The organism is Nocardia ninae NBRC 108245, from assembly GCF_007990755.1.
Taxonomy (GTDB): domain Bacteria; phylum Actinomycetota; class Actinomycetes; order Mycobacteriales; family Mycobacteriaceae; genus Nocardia; species Nocardia ninae.
Map to the genome: position 1 here is coordinate 423,213 of NZ_BJXA01000001.1, position 18,080 is coordinate 441,292.

The 18,080-nt window shown below is 67.0% G+C and carries 17 protein-coding genes and 1 pseudogene; 7 read left to right on the plus strand and 11 right to left on the minus strand.

Translation table 11 applies throughout. The features are described from left to right. Nucleotides 1-891: a DMT family transporter gene (locus NN4_RS01960; RefSeq protein WP_147128166.1), complete on the minus strand. Its 891-nt coding sequence runs from the start codon at nt 889-891 to the stop codon at nt 1-3. Between the two features lie 261 nt (nt 892-1,152). Here NN4_RS01960 and NN4_RS01965 point away from each other — a divergent pair, with 261 nt between their 5' ends. Together NN4_RS01965 and NN4_RS01970 are read left to right on the plus strand one after the other, a co-directional pair. After that, entirely contained in the window at nt 1,153-2,616 is a 1,464-nt protein-coding gene (locus NN4_RS01965; protein ID WP_147128167.1) for an NAD(P)/FAD-dependent oxidoreductase, read from the plus strand. A gap of 106 nt (nt 2,617-2,722) precedes the next feature. Then, nucleotides 2,723-3,844: a GGDEF domain-containing protein gene (locus NN4_RS01970; protein ID WP_147128168.1), complete on the plus strand. Its 1,122-nt coding sequence runs from the start codon at nt 2,723-2,725 to the stop codon at nt 3,842-3,844. 9 nt (nt 3,845-3,853) lie between these two features. Here NN4_RS01970 and NN4_RS01975 read toward each other — a convergent pair whose 3' ends face one another. After that, nucleotides 3,854-4,897: an alpha/beta hydrolase gene (locus tag NN4_RS01975; RefSeq protein WP_147128169.1), complete on the minus strand. Its 1,044-nt coding sequence runs from the start codon at nt 4,895-4,897 to the stop codon at nt 3,854-3,856. Nucleotides 4,898-4,992: 95 nt separating this feature from the next. Here NN4_RS01975 and NN4_RS01980 point away from each other — a divergent pair, with 95 nt between their 5' ends. Further along, a complete protein-coding gene (locus NN4_RS01980) occupies nt 4,993-5,736 on the plus strand; it encodes a copper homeostasis protein CutC (RefSeq protein WP_186818203.1) in 744 nt (247 codons plus the stop codon). Between the two features lie 52 nt (nt 5,737-5,788). On the opposite strand, the gene NN4_RS01985 is transcribed toward NN4_RS01980, so the two are convergent. The 3 genes from NN4_RS01985 to NN4_RS01995 all read right to left on the minus strand — a co-directional run bounded on the left by NN4_RS01985 (nt 5,789) and on the right by NN4_RS01995 (nt 8,473). After that, nucleotides 5,789-6,697: a cutinase family protein gene (locus NN4_RS01985; protein WP_147128171.1), complete on the minus strand. Its 909-nt coding sequence runs from the start codon at nt 6,695-6,697 to the stop codon at nt 5,789-5,791. Between the two features lie 160 nt (nt 6,698-6,857). Further along, complete coding sequence (locus NN4_RS01990) at nt 6,858-7,964, minus strand: fatty acid desaturase family protein (RefSeq protein WP_246180651.1); 1,107 nt, start codon at nt 7,962-7,964, stop codon at nt 6,858-6,860. A 275-nt stretch (nt 7,965-8,239) separates the two neighbouring features. Further along, nucleotides 8,240-8,473 carry a hypothetical protein gene (locus tag NN4_RS01995; protein ID WP_147128172.1) on the minus strand — a complete coding sequence of 78 codons (234 nt, stop codon included), beginning with the start codon at nt 8,471-8,473 and terminating at the stop codon, nt 8,240-8,242. An 18-nt stretch (nt 8,474-8,491) separates the two neighbouring features. Here NN4_RS01995 and NN4_RS02000 point away from each other — a divergent pair, with 18 nt between their 5' ends. Both NN4_RS02000 and NN4_RS02005 read left to right on the plus strand, forming a co-directional pair. After that, nucleotides 8,492-9,130, plus strand: coding sequence for a hypothetical protein (locus NN4_RS02000; RefSeq protein WP_135231217.1), 639 nt, complete (start codon nt 8,492-8,494; stop codon nt 9,128-9,130). 158 nt (nt 9,131-9,288) lie between these two features. Next, nucleotides 9,289-10,731, plus strand: coding sequence for a short-chain fatty acid transporter (locus NN4_RS02005; RefSeq protein WP_147128173.1), 1,443 nt, complete (start codon nt 9,289-9,291; stop codon nt 10,729-10,731). A 1-nt stretch (nt 10,732) separates the two neighbouring features. Here NN4_RS02005 and NN4_RS02010 read toward each other — a convergent pair whose 3' ends face one another. Next, on the minus strand, nt 10,733-11,293 hold the full coding sequence (locus tag NN4_RS02010; protein ID WP_246180652.1) for a DoxX family protein: 561 nt from the start codon (nt 11,291-11,293) through the stop codon (nt 10,733-10,735). 31 nt (nt 11,294-11,324) lie between these two features. Next, a complete protein-coding gene (locus NN4_RS02015) occupies nt 11,325-12,083 on the minus strand; it encodes a DODA-type extradiol aromatic ring-opening family dioxygenase (protein ID WP_147128224.1) in 759 nt (252 codons plus the stop codon). A gap of 97 nt (nt 12,084-12,180) precedes the next feature. Between NN4_RS02015 and NN4_RS02020 the strand changes: the two genes are divergently transcribed. After that, nucleotides 12,181-12,633, plus strand: coding sequence for a MarR family winged helix-turn-helix transcriptional regulator (locus tag NN4_RS02020; protein ID WP_147128174.1), 453 nt, complete (start codon nt 12,181-12,183; stop codon nt 12,631-12,633). 64 nt (nt 12,634-12,697) lie between these two features. Here the strand turns inward: NN4_RS02020 and NN4_RS02025 are convergent, their stop codons facing one another. Then, nucleotides 12,698-13,945 carry a glycosyltransferase gene (locus NN4_RS02025; protein WP_246180653.1) on the minus strand — a complete coding sequence of 416 codons (1,248 nt, stop codon included), beginning with the start codon at nt 13,943-13,945 and terminating at the stop codon, nt 12,698-12,700. A gap of 2 nt (nt 13,946-13,947) precedes the next feature. Continuing rightward, a complete protein-coding gene (locus NN4_RS02030; protein ID WP_147128175.1) occupies nt 13,948-15,237 on the minus strand; it encodes a glycosyltransferase in 1,290 nt (429 codons plus the stop codon). A gap of 98 nt (nt 15,238-15,335) precedes the next feature. On the opposite strand from NN4_RS02030, the gene NN4_RS02035 reads away from it, so the two are divergent. Beyond that, the gene (locus NN4_RS02035; protein WP_147128176.1) at nt 15,336-16,337 is read left to right on the plus strand and encodes a Gfo/Idh/MocA family protein; all 1,002 of its coding nucleotides are present in this window, start codon (nt 15,336-15,338) and stop codon (nt 16,335-16,337) included. Here the strand turns inward: NN4_RS02035 and NN4_RS02040 are convergent. Next, a complete protein-coding gene (locus tag NN4_RS02040; protein WP_147128177.1) occupies nt 16,320-17,384 on the minus strand; it encodes an alpha/beta hydrolase in 1,065 nt (354 codons plus the stop codon). The two genes, NN4_RS02035 and NN4_RS02040, sit on opposite strands and share 18 nt — an antisense overlap. Continuing rightward, nucleotides 17,381-18,080 (minus strand): annotated as a pseudogene (locus NN4_RS02045) (thioester reductase domain-containing protein); the annotation flags it as partial. The gene NN4_RS02040 and the pseudogene NN4_RS02045, both read right to left, overlap by 4 nt.

The following is an 18,080-nucleotide window of genomic DNA, read 5'->3' on the forward strand; positions in this document are numbered from 1 at the left end:
TCACGCGTCCGCGGTTTCCAGTTGGGAAACGTTGCCGAACACCGCGACTGCGACGGCTCCGCCGATGGCCAGGACGAAGCCGGCACCGACGAGACATTCCAGACCGGGGCGCGCGGTGTCGCCGAGGACGAGCACGCCGACGATGCCGGGAATGACGGTCTCGCCGACCACCAGCGCGGCGGTAGCGCCGTTCACCGAACCCAGTTGCAGCGCAACGGTGTGCAAGTAGAAGCCGCCGATGCCGGCGATCGCGATGGTCCAGGCGGCGGGGTCGGCGAGCAGGGCCGGGATGTTCAACGGGTCGATTCCGTGCACGACACGCACCGCGATCGCCAAGGCCCCGAACAGCATTCCGGCGGCCAAACCCGCGGCCACCGCGCCCCTGGAGCCGAGGCGGCGCACCACCAGCTGGCTGCCGGCGAACAGCACCACCGAGCCGATCAGGACGCCCCAGTGCATCACGGGGTTGTCGCTGCCACCGCCTTCATGGCCCGCAGCGGCCCCTAGTGCGGCGAGGGCGAGGATCACCGTGCAGATCGCCAGCCAGTCGCGCAGGTGCAGGCGGATCCCGAGTATGAAGATGCCCAGCACCGCGGTGACGATCAGATTCGCGCTCATGATGGTCTGGGAGAGGAACAGCGGGATCAGGCGCGCGGACACCGCGTTGCCGGCGAAACCGACGATGTCGAGCACGCTGCCGACGATGAACCACACCGTCAATGCCGCGGCCACCGTGGCGGCAACGGTCGGTGCGCCGGTCTCGGTGACCTGCCCGCCCACCCCATGCTCGAGCGCCGCCGCAGCCGACCGGCGCGCGGCATACGCCTGCAAGACCGACCCCAACCCATACCCCACGCAAGCAAGTAATGCAGCGATCAAACCGATCAGCATGCGATCAGTCCCATTAGCGGCACGCTCGTCGTTTCGATCACGATCGACCATAACGTTCGCAGACCAAAGGATCTTCCACCGGCACCGCGTCAGCCGATCGAACCGGACAAATACCCGAACCACCCTGTCTGCACCGGCACAGCGTTCGCATTCGCCGTTTCCGACCGCGCGGAACTGTTTGGCAAGTGGTTTGGCCCGGCACCTCGCGGCCGCATACTCAGGGCACGCGCGCCTCGCGTTCACCGACCCGTAGGAGTCCTCATGGATCTCGCGGCACCCGTCTGCATTGTCGGTGCGGGCCAGAGTGGGATTCTGACCGCGGCGAAACTGCGCGAACTCGGGTTCGAGAATATCGATATTCTCGAGGCAGGCTCGGAGGTCGGCGGCTACGCACAGACCGTCGAGGTCGAGGGTGAAATCTATGACTTCCAAGCGCATCTCGTCGCTCAGCAGGACTTCGGTGCGGATATGGCGGGCACCGCCATCCATGAGTTGATGCGCAGGCATCCGGTTCGGACGCAGCCCGAAGCGCTGTACTTCGTCGGCAGATCCGAGTCCGGTAAGCCGCAGCTGGCGGTGCCGCCGCATTTCCCACCACTGTTCCGGACCCTCACCCCGGAGCAGGCGGTCGATCAGCTGATCGAGGCCTGGACCATCCTCGAGCAGGCGATCCGGAACAGGACCGCGCCGGGGCCGGGCGGATTGGCGTTCGATCGGATTCCCGGCGAGACGTGGGAGACGTACCGGGCGCGCCACGCACCGCTGGTCGGCGAGATATTGCAGGGCCTGGTGATCTACGCCAACATGCGTCGACCGCGCCAGCCCGCCGAAACCATCATCAATATCAATGCGCACATCTGCGGGCATGTCTCGCAGCTGGCGAAGCTGATGCTGTCGCTCTATCCGTCGGAGAAGCAGGCGCTGCTGGCGCGGATGCCACCGTCATTGGTCGCGCAGCTGGGTTCACGCCGACCGGTCAGCGTGAGCTTTCCGCAGGGGTTCGTCCGTTTCCTGCGGCAGGTGCTCGATGACCATCGGCTCGACGTGACGGTGAACAGTCGGGTGACCGGCATCGAACCTGTTCCCGCAGAAGGGGCTCGAGTCACCTACGCGGTGGACGGCGAATCGCGCAGCGCGATCTACTCGCGGGTGCTGGTGACGGCGCGGGCCGCGCAGATTCGAGAGATCTTCCCCGCCGGGGAGATTCATGAACTGTTCGCTGAGCAGAACTGTCCGCGGGCCTGGACGCGCAGCTATCTCATCCGGGTACCGGAGGAGCTGATCGCCTTCCCGCGGCGACCGGATTCCCCAGAGCCCCTGGGGTTCTGGGTGATCGACCCGTACGGCAGCTACACCGACACCGATCCCGAGCAGGCCAGGCACCGCATCACCGCGGCCAACAAGCAGCACCCCGGTCCGTACTGGGTGTGCTTCAGCAATTCCGACACCTCGATATCGGACGCCCAAGCCTGGTCGCTCGCCAAGGAGAGCTTGTTCCTGTTCCCCGACCCGCAGCTGGTCGCCGAGACCATCGCCGAATGGCCGGCGTACCCGAGCGCCGCCGCGGTCCGTGCGGGCTGGTTCGACCGGATAGCGGACATTCAGGGCAGGCACGGCATCTACTTCGTCGGTGAAATCCTGTCGGGTCCCACCGCCGAGTGCATCAGCTCGTTCATCTGGGACGTGATTCCGCGGTGGTTCGGGTCGCTCGCCGACAACCAGTAGGACGCCCGACCGGATCTACCGCTTCCGTGGACCCCGCATTTTCTTTGATACTTTGGTTGGCGAACTTCCAGTTACCGGAGATTTGCCAGCGTAAGGCGGTGGATCGGTGACCAACAGTCGAGCGATGGTGCGCGCCTGGTGGCGATACCGGGTCGATTATCGGTGGCTGATCGACACGCTCGAATCCCACTCCGCGCTCGGGCCGTTGAAAACGATGCTCGGGTCCGGGGGCATCGTCCTCGGTTTGATCACGGTGCTGGCACTGCTTTCGCATGCGGGTCAGACCGGGACCCTCGGCGATGTGCAGGCCATCGTCGTGGTCGGGCTCGCCGGGGTGTGGACGCTGCGCTGGTGGTTGTTGCCGTGGCCGAGCGAGGTGGAGTCGCTGCTGTGGGTCGCCGGGGTGGATCTCGCCATCACCGCCAACAATGTGATGATCCAGGATCGCCTGCTCGGCGCGATGGGGTGCGTACTGCTGGTGACCACGGGCGGATACATCACCATCTTCCACGGTCCGCAGGTGCTGGCCCTGCATGTCGGCTGGTCCGTGATCTCGATCGTGGTGCTGGCGGCGATGATGGTCCTCGGCATGCCGCCGGGCACGGGCCACGGGAAAGGCGATGTCGCGCTCGGCCTGGTGGTCGTGCTCGTCGTGCTCGCGGTGACCGTCGTGGTGCTGCCGGTCGTGCACTTCTGTAGCTGGCTGCTGCGGGTGGACGCACTGTCGGACCCCCTGACCAGACTGTTGAACCGGCGCGGTCTCGAATCGCACCTGCCGCGATTCTTCGGACCGCGCAGCCGCGGCGGCGTCTATGTGGTGACGCTGGACCTGGATCGGTTCAAGTCCGTCAACGACACCTTCGGTCATTCGTTCGGCGACGAGGTGCTCATCCGGACGGCCGACTGTTTACGGGCGGCGGCGCGACCCGACGCGATCGTCGTGCGCACCGGAGGTGAGGAGTTCATGGTCGTCGGCCACCTGCACGGTGAATCCATCGGTGCCGTCGCCGAGCGGCTGCGGCATGCGGTCGAGTCGATGCCCGGCCTGCCGAGCCCCGTCACCGCCAGTGTCGGGGCCGCGGAGTTCGAGCCCGTCCGGACTTACGGGCAGCATCCCGCGGCGATTCATCGCACCGTGTTCCGCAGTTCGGACGCGGCCATGTATCGGGCGAAGCAATTGGGCGGCAACGCCGTGGTGATCGCCGACCACCACGACGCGCTCGAATAGTTCAGTCGGTCACTGCTTTTCCGCAGGCGTATCGAGCTGTTTGGCCAGCCATGCCAGTGACAGCGGGTAGCGATAGTCGATGCCGCCGTGTTTGGCGTCGAACAGTTCGAAAGCGATGATGTCCGACGGCACTCCGTTGTCGAGCAACGCCTGTCGGAAGGCGTCGGCGCCGATATCGAGGTACCACTCGTCCTGGGTGCCGCCGTCGATCCAGATCGCCCGCATCGACCGCATCGCCTCGGCGTACTTCGGCACCATGCGAACCGGATCCCAGTCCAGCCAGCGTTGCCAGACCTCAGGTTTCAGCACGCCGGTGCGCGGATCGAACGGCAGCTCCGGTCGTCCATCCGCGCCCGGCGTGAAGCAGGCCGTAACCCCGTACAGCAGTAGCAGATCCTGGTCTTCGGGCTTGGTGAAGGACACCCGCTGCTGAAACTCCGCCCACCACCGATGAATATCGCCGTCGTACCCGCGCAGCTGCCGCACCGCGTCGGCGAAGCCCGGCAGATAGCAGTACTCGTAGAGTGCGTCACCGGCATGAGTTGCCAACGCGCCGAACAGATCCGGTCGCAGCATCGGCGTGATCATCGCACCGAATCCGCCACTGCTCTTCCCCATGATGCCGCGGTGATCACGATCGGCGACCGTGCGATAGCGCGCATCGACCCACGGCACGATCTCATCGCACAGATACGAGTGATACGGCCCCGTCCCCACCGAGTCCACGAACTGGCTACCGCCGTAGGCCGTCCACGCATCGACATACACCACGATGGCAGGCGGCGCCTCCCCCGTCGCGAACACCTCATCGGCGGTCTCGGTGAACGGACGGCGGTACGGCATCCGATTCCGCCACATCGAAACATGCCCGGTATAGCCCTGAATCACATAAATCGACGGATACCGCCGATCCCCCGCCTCCTCGTAACCCGGTGGCACATAAACCCACAACGGCCGCTCGTGCGGATCCCGCAACGGATTGTCCCGCAACAACACACTGTCGAAGACATGTTCATCGAGACGTCCGGCGAGCTCAGCAGACCAAGGCAACATCCCTGCGACGCTAGTCGCGCCCCGCCCCATCCGCCTCCGCATTTCGGCGACGATGGCCAGCACCATGCCCGTGAGGGTAGGTGGATACTTCTCGGGTGCGGATAGAGATCAGTGTCGAGTCGATTGCCGGGGTGCGGGTTGCTGCGCGGGCGGGGGCGGATCGGGTCGAGTTATGTGCTGGGCTTTCTGATGGGGGGTTGACCCCGAGTATGGCGTTGATCGAGCGTGCGGTGGCGTTGGAAATCCCGGTGCACGTACTTATTCGGCCGCGGCCGGGCGACTTTCACTACTCGGCTGAGGAAGTTTCGGTGATGGTCGGGGATATTGCGGCGGCTCGGGCGGCTGGAGCCGCGGGAGTTGTGGTCGGGGCGTTGGATTCGTCGGGTGCGCTCGATCCGGCGTGTGCGGCGTTCGTGGATGCGGCGGAAGGTTTGGATGTCACATTGCATCGTGCGATCGATGTCAGTGCTTCTTCGCAGCGGGCGTTGGACGACGCGATCGGATTCGGCTTCACCCGGGTGCTGACTTCGGGGCGGCAGCGCTCCGTGCTGGATGGCGCGCCGTTGATCGAAGAGCTGGTGCGGCAGGGGTTCGGGGCGATCGAGGTGATGGCGTGCGGTGGTGTGCGCGCGGCCAATGCCGTTCAGGTGATCGAGGCTACTGGTGTCGCCGACCTGCACGCTGCCGTTCGCACGCCGGTGCTCGGAGCTACGAACGGCGCGGTGTCGTTCGCAGGAGTCGGTGTGCCCCAAGGTTTCGATCGTTTCGAGACCGACCCCGACGAGGTCGCCGCACTGTGCGCGGTCATCCGTGACCGGAACCAGTTGCCCATCGAGTAGTTCAGGCACCGCGAGAAAACCGGTCCGGTGACAACACCGGACCGGTCTGAACTCACCTGCGGGTCGCCTCGATCAACCGCTGCCGCAACCAGGTCAGCGGCGTGGCTCCCCCGCCGACGGCGTAGCCGGGGTAGCTCTGGTGGATACCGGACTTCAGGAAGTCGTCGACCTGCCGTTTGCGCTCTTCGTAGGCCGAATTGTTGAGCTGGTCCGCCAGCAGGCCGAGTCCGCCCGCAGCGAGTGCATCGGCGATGAGTGCGTTCGCCTGCTGCTGGTAGATGTCGAACATGGCCGGGTTCGGGTTCGACATCTGCGCGAAGAGGCCGGCGAAGCGTGCGGCGAAGTCGCCGTCGGGGGTGGCGCAGTACAAATCGCCTGGGATACAGAAGGTGTAGGTCTGCGGGCTGAGCCAGCCGAAGCCGCCGAGACGCGGACCACCGGCGCCGGCGCCCGCGACGGGCGGGCCGATGAGGGTGTCGGTGGGCGAACGGCGCGGATCGGAGACGAGTCCGACCAGCTCGACGCGGCTGGGCGGCACGGCACCGAGCCCGGTGCCGATCTCCGCGGCGACGTCACCGGCGGCGTCCGCACCCTGGCTGTAGCCGAGCAGCGCGAATCGGGTGTTGTCACAACGCTGTGCCATCGCGCCGAGCAAGCCGCGCGCACCCTTGACGGCTTCCTGCTTGGACCGACCGTAGACGTCGCCCTCCCACGGGAACGCGGTCGCCGGGTACGCGACGTAATCGGTGAGGACATTGCCGGGCAGGTTGTCGGCGGCCGCGGCGAGGATTCCCTTGCCGGGCTCGGCATTCGAGGTCTCCCAGGTACCGGGGATCGCCACGACATACAGGTCAGGGCAGTCCTGCGGGGCGGCGTGCGCGGTCGACGCGACGCCGACCGGTAGTGCGGCCGTGACCATCGCTGCCGCGCATGCGGCGGTGTGCTTCCATCGCGAAACCATCGTGTACTCCGTGTTCACTGCCGGGTGGGTGCCCGGTCGGCGATGGCGCTCCGTGTCCGCTCGAGCGCCGATGACTGTCTTTCTTCAGGTGGTCATTTCGTCGGGAACGTCCCCGTACCTGGGAACAGTGTCCCCAGAAAGTCCGTCTGACGCCAGCGGTTCAAAGACTACGTTGCCCATCGGCGAATCGGCCTGCCGTATTCAGATGCCGCAGCGCCTGTGCGTAGGAGTCGAGCAGGCTCGTCTGGCAGTACGGCAATCCGAGTTCGGCGCAGAAGTCGATGACCATCGGCTGGGCCCGGCGCAGGTTGGACCGGGGCATGGACGGGAAGAGGTGGTGTTCGATCTGGTAGTTCAGTCCGCCCAGCGCGGTATCGATGACGGCGCTGCCGCGAACATTGCGGGAGGTCAACACCTGTCGGCGGAGAAAGTCGGTGGCATCGTCTTCGCTCAGCATTGCCATGCCTTTGTGGTTGGGTGCAAACGTGCAGCCCATGTAGAAACCGAACAGACCTTGCTGCACCAGGATGAACGCCACCGCTTTGCCCGGCGACAGCACCAGGAACGCCGCCCCGAGGAATCCGGCGAAGTGCGCCGCGAGCAGCGCGCCCTCCCAGACGCGATGCGGGATAGGCCAGCGGAACACCGCCCGGACGCTCGAGTAGTGCAGGCTGCCCGCCTCCAGCAGCAGCAACGGGAAGAACAGCCAAGCCTGGTACCGGAAGATCAGGCGCCGGAGGCCTTTCCCGGTGCGCGCGCGGTCACCGGAGTGCGCCAGGATTCCCATCACGTCGGGGTCGGAGCCCTCGGTGTTGGGATGTGCGTGGTGCCGGTTGTGATTGCTGGTCCACCAGCCGATGCTCAACCCGGTGGCGAGATTGCCTGCGATCAGGCCGAACACATAGTTGCCGCGTCGTCCGGCGAAGATCTGCCGGTGCCCGGCATCGTGGCCGAGGAAGGCGAGCTGGGCGAACACCGCCGCGAGGAACACCGCGACGGCCAGCTGCCACCACGAGTCGCCGAGGAAGAAGAACGCCGTCCACCCGGCGACGAACGCACCGGCGGTGATCGCGCTCTTCCAGGCGTAGTACCGCACCTGCCGGTCGAGCAGTCCCGCCTGACGGATCCGGCGCATCAGCACCGCGTACTCGCTGCCACGCACCGACGGCATCGGTGCCGAGGCCTGCGTGGGCGGCGGCGCATCCACCACCGCACTCGACGCGGCAGCGAATCCCGGCGCCGGGCCGGTTGAAGTTCCTGTGACCACGGGCGCCTACGCATCCTGCTAGCAGTGGTGTTCCTTGGGCACTAACTGTCGTCTACGAAGCAGCGGCCACCGACAGCGGGCCTCCGCAACCAGCTTGACCGCCGCCACCACACGATCGTCCGGGCAGACCACCAGCAGGTGAACGCCGGTACGGATCGGCGACACATCTGCGTGACAACTCTGGACGCGTCCTGCGACGGGTCAGCGGCCACCGCAGGCTTCCCCGGACGGCTCCGGATTACCTGATGCCACCCGCCGCCGCGAATTGCGTTGGATCAGCGCCGAAACAAGCGACGGAGCCGACCGCGGATTCCGGTGGCGTCCTGCGATGCCTCGGGGGCGGCCTCGGCTTCCTGCACCGCCGTCGCCTGCGCGAACCGCACGTGGAGCTGCTCGCGCACCTGCTCCGGGGTGTAGGCGCGACGGCGACGCTCGGCGCGCACCACCACGACACCGGTGGCGACCACACCGGCCGCACCCGCCAATCCCACTGCCTTCCACCACCTCATGGCACATAGGCTACGGCCATGACGGGTACGGCCATCACACTCGACCGCGCGCTAGAGCTCACCAGAACCGGCGACATCTGGTTGTTCCGCGGACATTCCGCCGCTGACCGGGCGATCCGGATGACGACGAACAGTCCGGTGAATCATGTCGGCATGTCGGTGGTGCTCGATGATCTGCCCGCCTTGATCTGGCATGCCGAGCTCGGCCGATCACTGCCGGACATGTGGTCGGGCAACGAGCACCGCGGCGTCCAGCTGCACAATCTGCGCGACGCGGTCCTGGTGTGGGCGAATCGCTATGGCCAGCAGGCGTGGCTGCGCCAGTTGAACCAACCGGCCACCCGCGAGATGGAAGACAGTGTGCTGCGCACTATTGCCCGGCTCGACGGCACGCCGTTCCCGTCCACCGCCGGTCTCGCCGGACGCTGGCTGCGTGGCCGGGTGAGCATTCCGCGTCGCAAGCGGCGTCAGGCGGTGGCCCGCGAGCTGGAGAACGCGTACTGCGCGGAGATCGTGGCGACGACGTACCAGGCGATGGAACTGCTGCCGTCGGATCGCAGCCCCAATTGGTATGACCCCGGCCGCTTTTGGAGCGGTGACCGACTGCGGCTGACCGGTGGCTATGAATTGGGCGACGAAATAGCCGTCCAGACCTGAAAAGCCAGTCCACTGGCGGTTTCTGCACTTTTGCAGACGATGCCTGCGCAATTCCCCCTTGTCTGCGCAGAGGGTGCCATCAATACTGTCCAACCGAGCCTGTGTGCGGTGCGTCACATTCGCACGAGGCGGCGTGTGGAAAGTAGAGGAACACCCGAATGACGTCCACGATCGAAGAAGAAGCCAGCTCCGAAAAGGGCCTAGCGCGAGTAGCGCAATCGCTCGCCAAGTGGACGGAGAAGTGGTTCCCGGACGCCTATGTCTTCGCACTGTTAGGCGTTGTCGTGGTCGCCGTCGCCGCGCTGGCCAACGGCTCGTCACCGAAGACAGTGGTGAACGCTTTCGGCGATGGCTTCTGGGACCTCACCGCTTTCACCTTGCAGATGGCCATGGTGGTGCTCACCGGCTACGTCGTAGCCACGTCCCCGCCGGTGGCCCGGTTGATCGAGCGGCTCGCCACGGTTCCGCAGACCGCAAGCAGCGCAGTGGGTTTCGTGGCGTTCCTGGCCATGTCGGTGTCCCTGCTGAACTGGGGACTCAGTCTGGTGTTCGGCGGTCTGCTCGCCCGAGCCATCGCCCGCCGGACCGATCTGCGCGTCGACTACCGCGCTCTGGGTGCCGCGGCCTTTATGGGGTTGGGTGCCGTGTGGGCACTGGGCCTGTCGTCCTCGGCCGCCCAACTCCAGGCCACCGCAACGTCGTTGCCGCCTGCCCTGCTGAAGATCACCGGCGTGCTCGACCTCGGAACCACGATCTTCACCTGGCAGTCCATGTTGATGTGCGTGATCATCATGGCGATGACCGTGGTGATCGCACACGTCTCGGCGCCGAAGGGCGCGGCCATCAAGACCGCGGAGGAACTGGAGGTCGACCTCGACGACCAGCCCGCGGAAGCGACACCGCGCAGCAGGCCCGGGGAATGGCTCGAGTACAGCCGCATCCTGCCGATCCTGCTCGGCGCACTGACGTTGGGATGGCTGGTCTCCCAGTTCTTTTCCAAGCCGGCACTCACGGTGGTCAGCAGCCTGAACGGCTATCTGCTGGTCTTCCTCATGCTCGGCTTGGTGCTGCACGGCACGCCGCGCAACTTCTTGCAGGCCGTCTCCCTCGCCGTGCCCGCAACGGCGGGCATTCTCGTCCAGTTCCCGCTGTACGCCGCGATGGCCGCCGTCCTCACCAAGGCGAAGGGCCGCGGCGGGCACACCGTCTCCGAGCACCTCGCGGAGTTCTTCACCAGCATCGGCGGCGGCGGCAGCTTCGCCATCGTGATCGCCATCTACACCATCGCGCTGGGCTTCTTCGTCCCGTCCGGTGGCGGAAAATGGCTGGTTGAAGCGCCTTACGTGATGCAGTCGGCGACCGACGTGCAGATGAACCTCGGCTGGACGGTACAGATCTACAACGTGGCCGAGGCGCTGCCCACCCTCATCAACCCGTTCTTCATGCTGCCCTTGCTGGCCGTCTTGAAACTGCGGGCGCGCGACCTCGTCGGATTCACGTTCTTGCAGTTCATGTTCCACCTACCAGTGGTGCTACTGCTCGTGTGGTTGCTCGGGATGACGTTCGACTACGTCCCGCCGATCATTCCCGGTAAACCCTGAGTCAGTTCCGCACCAGCAGCACGGCACCGGCGGCCAGCAGCGCGAGAACGATCGCGGCCAAGCCGTAAACCAAACGGTGCGTGCGCACTACGGGCAGGAAGCGGTCGAGGGCGTATCGACCGGGACCGGTGAGGGTCAGTGCGGCGGCAGCCGCGGCCAGGATCAGCTCGTACTCGATACCCTTGGGGGCGAAGAAGGCTCCTGTTCCCTTCACCGCGAGGGCATTGAGCATGGTGCCGACGATGGCCGCACCCGCGAGCGGGGTGAGCAATCCGACCACCAGCGCCAGACCGCCGAAGGTTTCGGTCACGCCCGCGACCAAGGCCATCGTCTCACCGGCCGGATACCCCTTGCTGGTGAAGAACTTTCCGGTCCCGTCGAGTCCGCCACCGCCGAACATGCCGAACAGCTTCTGCGCGCCGTGCGCGGCCATGGTCAGCCCGACCGCGATGCGCAGCAGGAGCAGTCCGGCGTCGTAGGCGTGTGGAGTCGCGCCATAACCCGACGGCTTCTCGAGGTCAGCAGTCGAGGTGGACGGCGCAGCTGTTGCGGTGGAACTCATTCGAGGTGCCTTTCGGTGGGGTACAGGTGGTTCAGCCGAATTGGAGTGAACGTTTGGCCAGGCCGCGCCAGAAGCCCTCGATAACGCTGCGCTGAGTTCCCAGATCAGCGGACGCGGCGCCGAGCGAAACGAACAGCGGGGCAAAGTGTTCGGTGCGTGGATGCGCCAACTGCGCTGCGGGAGCTTTGTGTTCGAAGTCGAGCAGCTCGTCGAGATCCGCGGCGGCCAGCGCGCGCCGGCCCCATTCGTCGAACTCCGTCATCACCGGATGCACCGAGCCGTCCTGGCTCAGAGCGCGCAGGTTGTGCGTGAAGAAGCCGCTGCCGACGATCAGCACGCCTTGATCGCGCAGCGGGGCGAGTTTGCGGCCGATCTCCAGCAGGCCCGCCGGGTCCAGCGTCGGCATCGACATCTGCAACACCGGCACGTCGGCTTCCGGGTACATCTCCACCAGGGGGACATAGGCGCCGTGGTCGAGGCCGCGGTCCGGTGCGTCGTGCACGGACATGCCGGGTCCGCGCAGGAGTTTGCGCACGTCATCGGCCAGTTCGGGCGCGCCGGGCGCCCGGTAGGTCACCTCGTAGTAGTGGCGCGGGAAGCCGCCGAAGTCGTAGATCAGCGGAACCGTGCTGGTTGCGCCGATCGTCAGCGGTGCGTCCTCCCAGTGCGCCGAGATCATCAGCACCGCTTCGGGTTTCGGCAGCTCCGCCGACCAGGCGGCCAGCTGGCCCGGCCAGATCGGGTCGTCGGCCAGCGGCGGCGCACCGTGCGACAGGTAGAGCACCGGCATCCGCATCGTCTCGCCATCCTTCCAGGTAGTTCAAATTTGAACTTCTAGCCCGATGGTAGATTATTGTTCGAATTTGAACAACTATGAGAGGTGGGCGATGACGGAGCCGCGCTGGCTCGACGACGAAGAAATGCGGGCCTGGACGGCGTTCCTCGCCGCCACGGCGCTGCTGAACCGACGGATCGAACAGCAGCTCAAGGACGATGCGCACCTGTCACACACCCAGTACGAGGTGCTCGTCCGACTGTCCCAGGCTCCCGGCCACCAGCTGCGGATGACCGAGCTCTCCGCAGCCCTCTTCACCTCCAAGAGCGGCCTCACCTACCAGATCGACCAACTGGCCAAGGCAGGCTTCGTCCGCCGCGCCCCCTCCCCCGACGACACCCGCGGCATCGTCGCCACCCTCACCCCGGCCGGCCGCCGCAAACTCGAAGCCGCCGCCCCCGGCCACGTCGCACTGGTCCGCGAACTACTGATCGATGTCCTCACCCCCGCGCAGCGCAAAGCCATCGCCGATGGACTCGGCGAGGTGGCTCGCAGGCTCAGTTGACGGCGATGTCAGAGGTCGCCCCGAGCTAGGGCGTACACCAACTCAACCGGCCGGACCTGATCGATCAGGTCCGGCCGGTGGTGGGCCGGTGCGGCGCGGTGCGTGCTTCGGTGTAGACCGCCACGATGTCGGCCAGGTGGCGGGATTGGCGGGGTTCGTCGGCATGGGGGGTGAGGGCCTGACGCATTGCGTGGAGTCCGGTTCGGTCTTGGGCGAGCGATTGCAAGATGGTGGCGATTGCGGATACCGAGGGGTCGGGGGCGCGGACTCCGCCTGCGGCGGGGATGGTTTCGGAGAGTTCCGGGTCGCAGTAGATGATCGGCAAGCCCATTGCCACCGCCTCCAGCAGCACCATGCCCTGGGTGTCGCAGTCGGAGGTGAGCAGGAGTAGGTCGTGGGTGCGCATGGCGGCGAGGCAGTCGGCTTGATCGACTTCGCCGTGTAAGTGGACGCGGTGACCGAGGCCGGCCTCGGCGATCGCCGTGCGGGCGCGGTCGGTGAGGGGGCCACTGCCGTAGATGTCGAGGGTGCATTCGTCGACCTGGCGGGCCACCTCGATTGCTTCGAGCGGACGCTTCTCCATGGACAGGCGGCCGCACCACAGCGCACGCAGTGGTGCGTCCGGGGTCGGCGGCGGGGCGCCCACGCTGCGGATGCGGTCGAGCAGGGCGTCATCGATCCCGTTGGACACCACGTGGATCGGCCGGTCCACGCCGCGGGCGGCCAGGCGGCGGGCGAAGTGGTGGGTCGGCACGGTTACCCGATCGGCCGCCTGGGCTTGTGCGATCAGCGGACGCCACGCGAGTCGGGCGACGCGGCCGTCTCCGGGATAAGCCGGTGGCTTGCGTGACCGCACGAAGGATCCGTGCAGCCACCGCATCGTCAACGCCGCCAGATACGGTGAGGGGGAATACTTTTCGATGACCGTGTCGTCGCGGCTCTGCATGGTCTGCACGATCGGCACGCCGTGTCTGCGTGCGGCGCGTGCGCCGAGAATCCCGCAGCCATAGGTGGTCAGCGCGTGCACCACATCGATCGGCCCGCGCTCGGCGAACGCGGCATCGATCGCGCGGCGGTTGGCGCGGGTCGGCAGCACCAGCGGCAGCCCGTTCGACATCGAGAACGGCACGGGCTGGAGCACAACGGTCTCGGCCTCGGGCGGCACCGAACCCGGTGCGGGAGCACAGAATACGGTCACCCGGTGACCGAGGCCGCGCAGGCCGTCGCACAGCGACCGCATGGCCGTCTGCACGCCGCCGAGCGTGGCCGGGTGGAAGTCGGTGAAGATCGCTACGTGTAGGGAATCGCCCACGGTCAGGCCGATGTCGTGACGGCGAGCTTCTCCACCGCGTCCGCCGCGGCACGAATACCGTTCTCGGCCGACACCACGCGGCCGAGTTCCGCAGCGCGCTCGGCCGCCTCCGGCGTCAACGTCCGAACCAGCGCGTCGTGCAGCCGATCCTCGGTCAGCGACGGATACGGGAAATCCGCACCGATGCCGAGCGCCGAGATCCGCCAGCCGTAGAAGAACTGGTCGCTGTGCACGCCGATCACCACCGCCGGCAGCCCGGCGCGCAGCACGTCGTGGGTGTTGCCGCTGCCGCCGTGATGGACGACGGCGCGGCAGCGCGGCAGGATGCGGTCGTAGTCGAACGAGTCCAGCACGAACAGCCTGCGGTCGTACCCGATGCCACGGGGGAAGCCGTCACCCTTCACCGTCACCAGGGCCCGGACCCCCAGCCTTCGGCACACGGCGTCGATCAGGTCGCAGCTACCGACGGGATCGAGGATGGGCATACCGGTCATGCAGAAGTAGACGGGCGGCTCGCCCTCGTCGAGCCACTCGGTGAGCTCCGGATCGACCGCCGCCTCACCCCACGCCGCGCGCATGTGCGACGGCAGGATCGGCGCACCGACGACGGTCGCGCGGTCCGGCCAGTCGCTCGGCTTCGGCAACAGCACCGGACTAACCATGTGCACCAACGGAATACCGTCGGCGCGGATGCGACGGAACGGATTCTGCGGCTTGCCCGGCAACCCCATCAGCTCACGCACCCGCCGATCCATCTTGCGATACGCCAGGCCGTACGCGAGTTCGAAGGCCGTGTAGCTGGCCAACCGCACGCGCCGCGAGGCCACCATGCGCTTGACCGTGAACGACGACGGAAACTCCGCGGTGCGTTCCAACGGATACGGCAACCCGCCGATCACCATCTGCCCGGTCTTCTCCGCCCGCTCCATCGCCCACGGCAGCGTCGAGGCGCACGACACGATCACCTCGGCCGATTCGCATGCGCCGCACAGCACCTCGTGCATCCGCTCGCCGCGCTCCCCCGCCATGATCTTGACCGTGTCCCGCATGATCTGAAGGAACGGCAGCGGGTTGCCCGAGGACAGCCCGCGTTTGGCGGCGGGTGACTCCAGCAACTCCGCGGAGTTGAACGGGATGACGTGCGGCTCGAAGCCGGAGCGCCGCACCACCTCCGCATAGTTCTCGGTGGCGGTGATCTCCACCTGGTGTCCGCGCGAACGGAATTCGTCGGCCAGGGCGAGATACGGCTGATGGTCGCCCCGGGTCCCCGCGGTCAACAACGCGATACGCATACTCTCGACTTTCGTTCGTGATCTGGGCGTACATGGTCGGGATCGGCGGGAGTCGGCGCAGCCCGGCTGCGGTGCGGTGCCGATGTTAATGTCTGCGCATGACCGAAGACACGCGCCCCGGACTCCGGATCGGGATCCTCGGCGCGGCCGCCATCGCGCCTGCCGCCCTGATCGCACCGGCCGGGCGGAACCCGCAGGTCGTGGTGTCGGCGATCGCCGCGAGGGATCGGTCGCGAGCCGAGGAATTCGCCCGTAAGCACGGCATCGCGCAGGTCTACGACAGCTATCAGGCACTCATCGACGCGCCGGATCTCGACGCGGTCTACATCCCGCTGCCCAACGGGCTGCACGGCCGCTGGACCCGCGCCGCGATACAGGCCGGCAAACATGTGCTGTGCGAGAAGCCGTTTACCGCCAATGCCGCGGAGGCGCGCGAGATCGAAGCGCTGGCAAGCGATTCCGGCGTCGTGGTGATGGAGGCTTTCCACAACCGCTACCACCCGCTGATCACCGGCGCCGAAAAGATCATCGCCTCCGGCGAGTTGGGCAAACTGGTGCGCGTGGAAGCGGCCTTCTCCTTCCCGCTGTCGAAGTCCTCCGACATCCGCTACGACTACCGCTTGGCGGGCGGCGCCCTGATGGACGCGGGCTGCTACCCCGTGCACCTGGCCCGCGTGCTCGGCGGCGAGAACCCGGAAGTGGTTGCGGCGCAGGCGAAGCTGCGCGGACCCGAGATCGATCGCGCGATGACCGCCGAGCTGCGCTTCCCGTCCGGTCACACCGGCCGCATCCGCTGCTCGATGTGGTCGGCGGACGTGCTGAGCGCCAGTGCCACCGTCGTCGGCGAGCAAGGCCGGATGCGGTTGCTCAATCCGATCCTGCCGCAGCTCGGGCACGTGCTGTCGGTCCGCTCGGTGGACGGCAGGCGGCTGCGTCGCTTCGGGCGTCGCCCCTCCTACGACTATCAACTCGACGCCTTCGTCGCCGCAATACTGCGCGGCGAGCCGATCGCCACCGGACCCGGCGATGCCGTCGCGACCATGACCGTCATCGATGCCATCTATCAAGCCGCCGGCCTGCCACTACGCCAGCCGAGCTGACGTCTCGTCGAGGAAATCGACGATGTGCCCGAACACGTCCAGCGCCGCGCCACGGCCGATGAACGTGTCGAGGTGCCCGTAGGAGGGAATTTCGGTGTAGCGCACGTCGACTCCGGAATTACGCGCCGAAAGCACCTCGTAGCACAGCTTGTTGGAGTCGAGCCACGCTTCGTTGCGGCTGCCCGCCAGCAACAGCACCGGGCAGTCGATTCGATCGGCTCGGTCGAGCGCGTTCTCCGGCAGCGCGGCGTAGCGCTCGTCGTCGACGTTCCAGCGGACCACCGCGTGCGCCAACTCCATCTGCCGCAGATGCGGCAGCACGGACAGCGGTATCGGCCCGAACAGGTCGGCGATCCGGTCGTGGGTGCGCGCGTCGAGGTGGTCGTGTTCGAAGAGCTTGGCGCCCATCCCCCATCCGTGCTGCACCATGCGGCAGGTCGGGTCGGGGCAGTCGCCCTTGCGGGACAGCGCGGCGTAGAGCAGGGTGCGCCGGTTCCACAGCCCGACCTTGCGGAAGTCGGATTCGATATGGCTGACCCGGGTACCGAGCAGCTCGCTGCCGAGCAGCACCCGCACCCGTGCCGAGGTGCTCACCTTCGGTGTCAGGAACACCCCCTGGGCGACCACGCCCGCCAGGCCGGGCAGCAGGCCGCCGGTCATGCTCAGCGACAACGCCAGCGCGCCGATGCAGTGCGCGACGACGAACAGCGGGCGGTCGCCGATCTCGGCCCGGATCTGCGCGACCGTCGCCGGGAGGTCGTAGAGCGCGACATCGTCGAAGGTGTAGGGCCGTCCGGAGGCGTTGTGCGGCAGGCGGCTGCTGCCGCGCCAGTCCAGTAGCCACGACTGGTAGCCCGCGTCGGCCAGCACGTCGGTGACATTGCGGATCTCGGGCAGCGCGAACATCTCCGACGACACTCCGTGCCCGTGCACCAGCAGCACCGCGGGCCCGTCGGCGGGACCGACGCGGCGCAGTTCGAGGTCGATGCCGTCGGCGGTGCGGAACGAAATGACCTCGTCACGGGCGAGTTCGGTTGATCTGGTCATCGGCGGTGCTCCTTACGCATGGCGCGGCGCAGATCCAGTAGATCGATGCCGACGCGGAGAACCGGCTCCAGCAGGCTCTTACCGAGCTGACTACCGAACCAGCTGAGCCACAACAGTTTCGCCAGCCGCTGCTGCCGTTCGGACAGTCGTGGATCGATCTCGATGCCGTCGATCTGGTCGGGCAGATAGGTGTGCATCGGGACGGCCACCTCACCGGTGTACGACGCGGGCTCCCCCGTGCGGCCGATCTCGATCACCTGGGTACCGAGCTGGCGGACCAGGCGGCGGCGCGCCGCGGCGAACTTGTACCCCTCCAGCCACCAGGTGCCGCCGGACGAATCACGCAGCGTCAGTTGGTAATGCATGATCGGGTGCCGCACCTCGTGCCGCAGCGGAGTGCCATCGTGCGGCCGGACCGTCGCGGTGCCCTCGACTGTGAGCGGCCCCTCGTGTAGCTCAGCGCACGTGAGCTCGCCGCTCACGTCCAGCGTTCGCGCACTGAACGCCTGGGCGCTGCTCGCCACGGACAGCATCAACCGAAGGTCGCAGGGCAGGTCGGCGGCGGCACCGACCGGACCGACTGCCCCGGTGAGTGTTTCGTGGAACCGCAGATAGGGATCCTCGCCCGGCTGCGGTCCGAGGCCCGTCATCGCCGCGAGCATCTTCGCGCGGGCCGCCGGGCCGGGGACGACGGGC

Excerpts from the sequence above, each read along its gene's own strand:
- NN4_RS01960 (WP_147128166.1), bottom strand. The coding sequence starts at position 891 with ATGCTGATCGGTTTGATCGCTGCATTACTTGCTTGCGTGGGGTATGGG.
- NN4_RS01965 (WP_147128167.1), top strand. The coding sequence starts at position 1,153 with ATGGATCTCGCGGCACCCGTCTGCATTGTCGGTGCGGGCCAGAGTGGG.
- NN4_RS01975 (WP_147128169.1), bottom strand. The coding sequence starts at position 4,897 with ATGTTGCCTTGGTCTGCTGAGCTCGCCGGACGTCTCGATGAACATGTC.
- NN4_RS01985 (WP_147128171.1), bottom strand. The coding sequence starts at position 6,697 with ATGGTTTCGCGATGGAAGCACACCGCCGCATGCGCGGCAGCGATGGTC.
- NN4_RS01995 (WP_147128172.1), bottom strand. The coding sequence starts at position 8,473 with ATGAGGTGGTGGAAGGCAGTGGGATTGGCGGGTGCGGCCGGTGTGGTC.
- NN4_RS02000 (WP_135231217.1), top strand. The coding sequence starts at position 8,492 with ATGACGGGTACGGCCATCACACTCGACCGCGCGCTAGAGCTCACCAGA.
- NN4_RS02005 (WP_147128173.1), top strand. The coding sequence starts at position 9,289 with ATGACGTCCACGATCGAAGAAGAAGCCAGCTCCGAAAAGGGCCTAGCG.
- NN4_RS02010 (WP_246180652.1), bottom strand. The coding sequence starts at position 11,293 with ATGAGTTCCACCGCAACAGCTGCGCCGTCCACCTCGACTGCTGACCTC.
- NN4_RS02015 (WP_147128224.1), bottom strand. The coding sequence starts at position 12,083 with ATGCCGGTGCTCTACCTGTCGCACGGTGCGCCGCCGCTGGCCGACGAC.
- NN4_RS02020 (WP_147128174.1), top strand. The coding sequence starts at position 12,181 with ATGACGGAGCCGCGCTGGCTCGACGACGAAGAAATGCGGGCCTGGACG.
- NN4_RS02030 (WP_147128175.1), bottom strand. The coding sequence starts at position 15,237 with ATGCGTATCGCGTTGTTGACCGCGGGGACCCGGGGCGACCATCAGCCG.
- NN4_RS02035 (WP_147128176.1), top strand. The coding sequence starts at position 15,336 with ATGACCGAAGACACGCGCCCCGGACTCCGGATCGGGATCCTCGGCGCG.
- NN4_RS02040 (WP_147128177.1), bottom strand. The coding sequence starts at position 17,384 with ATGACCAGATCAACCGAACTCGCCCGTGACGAGGTCATTTCGTTCCGC.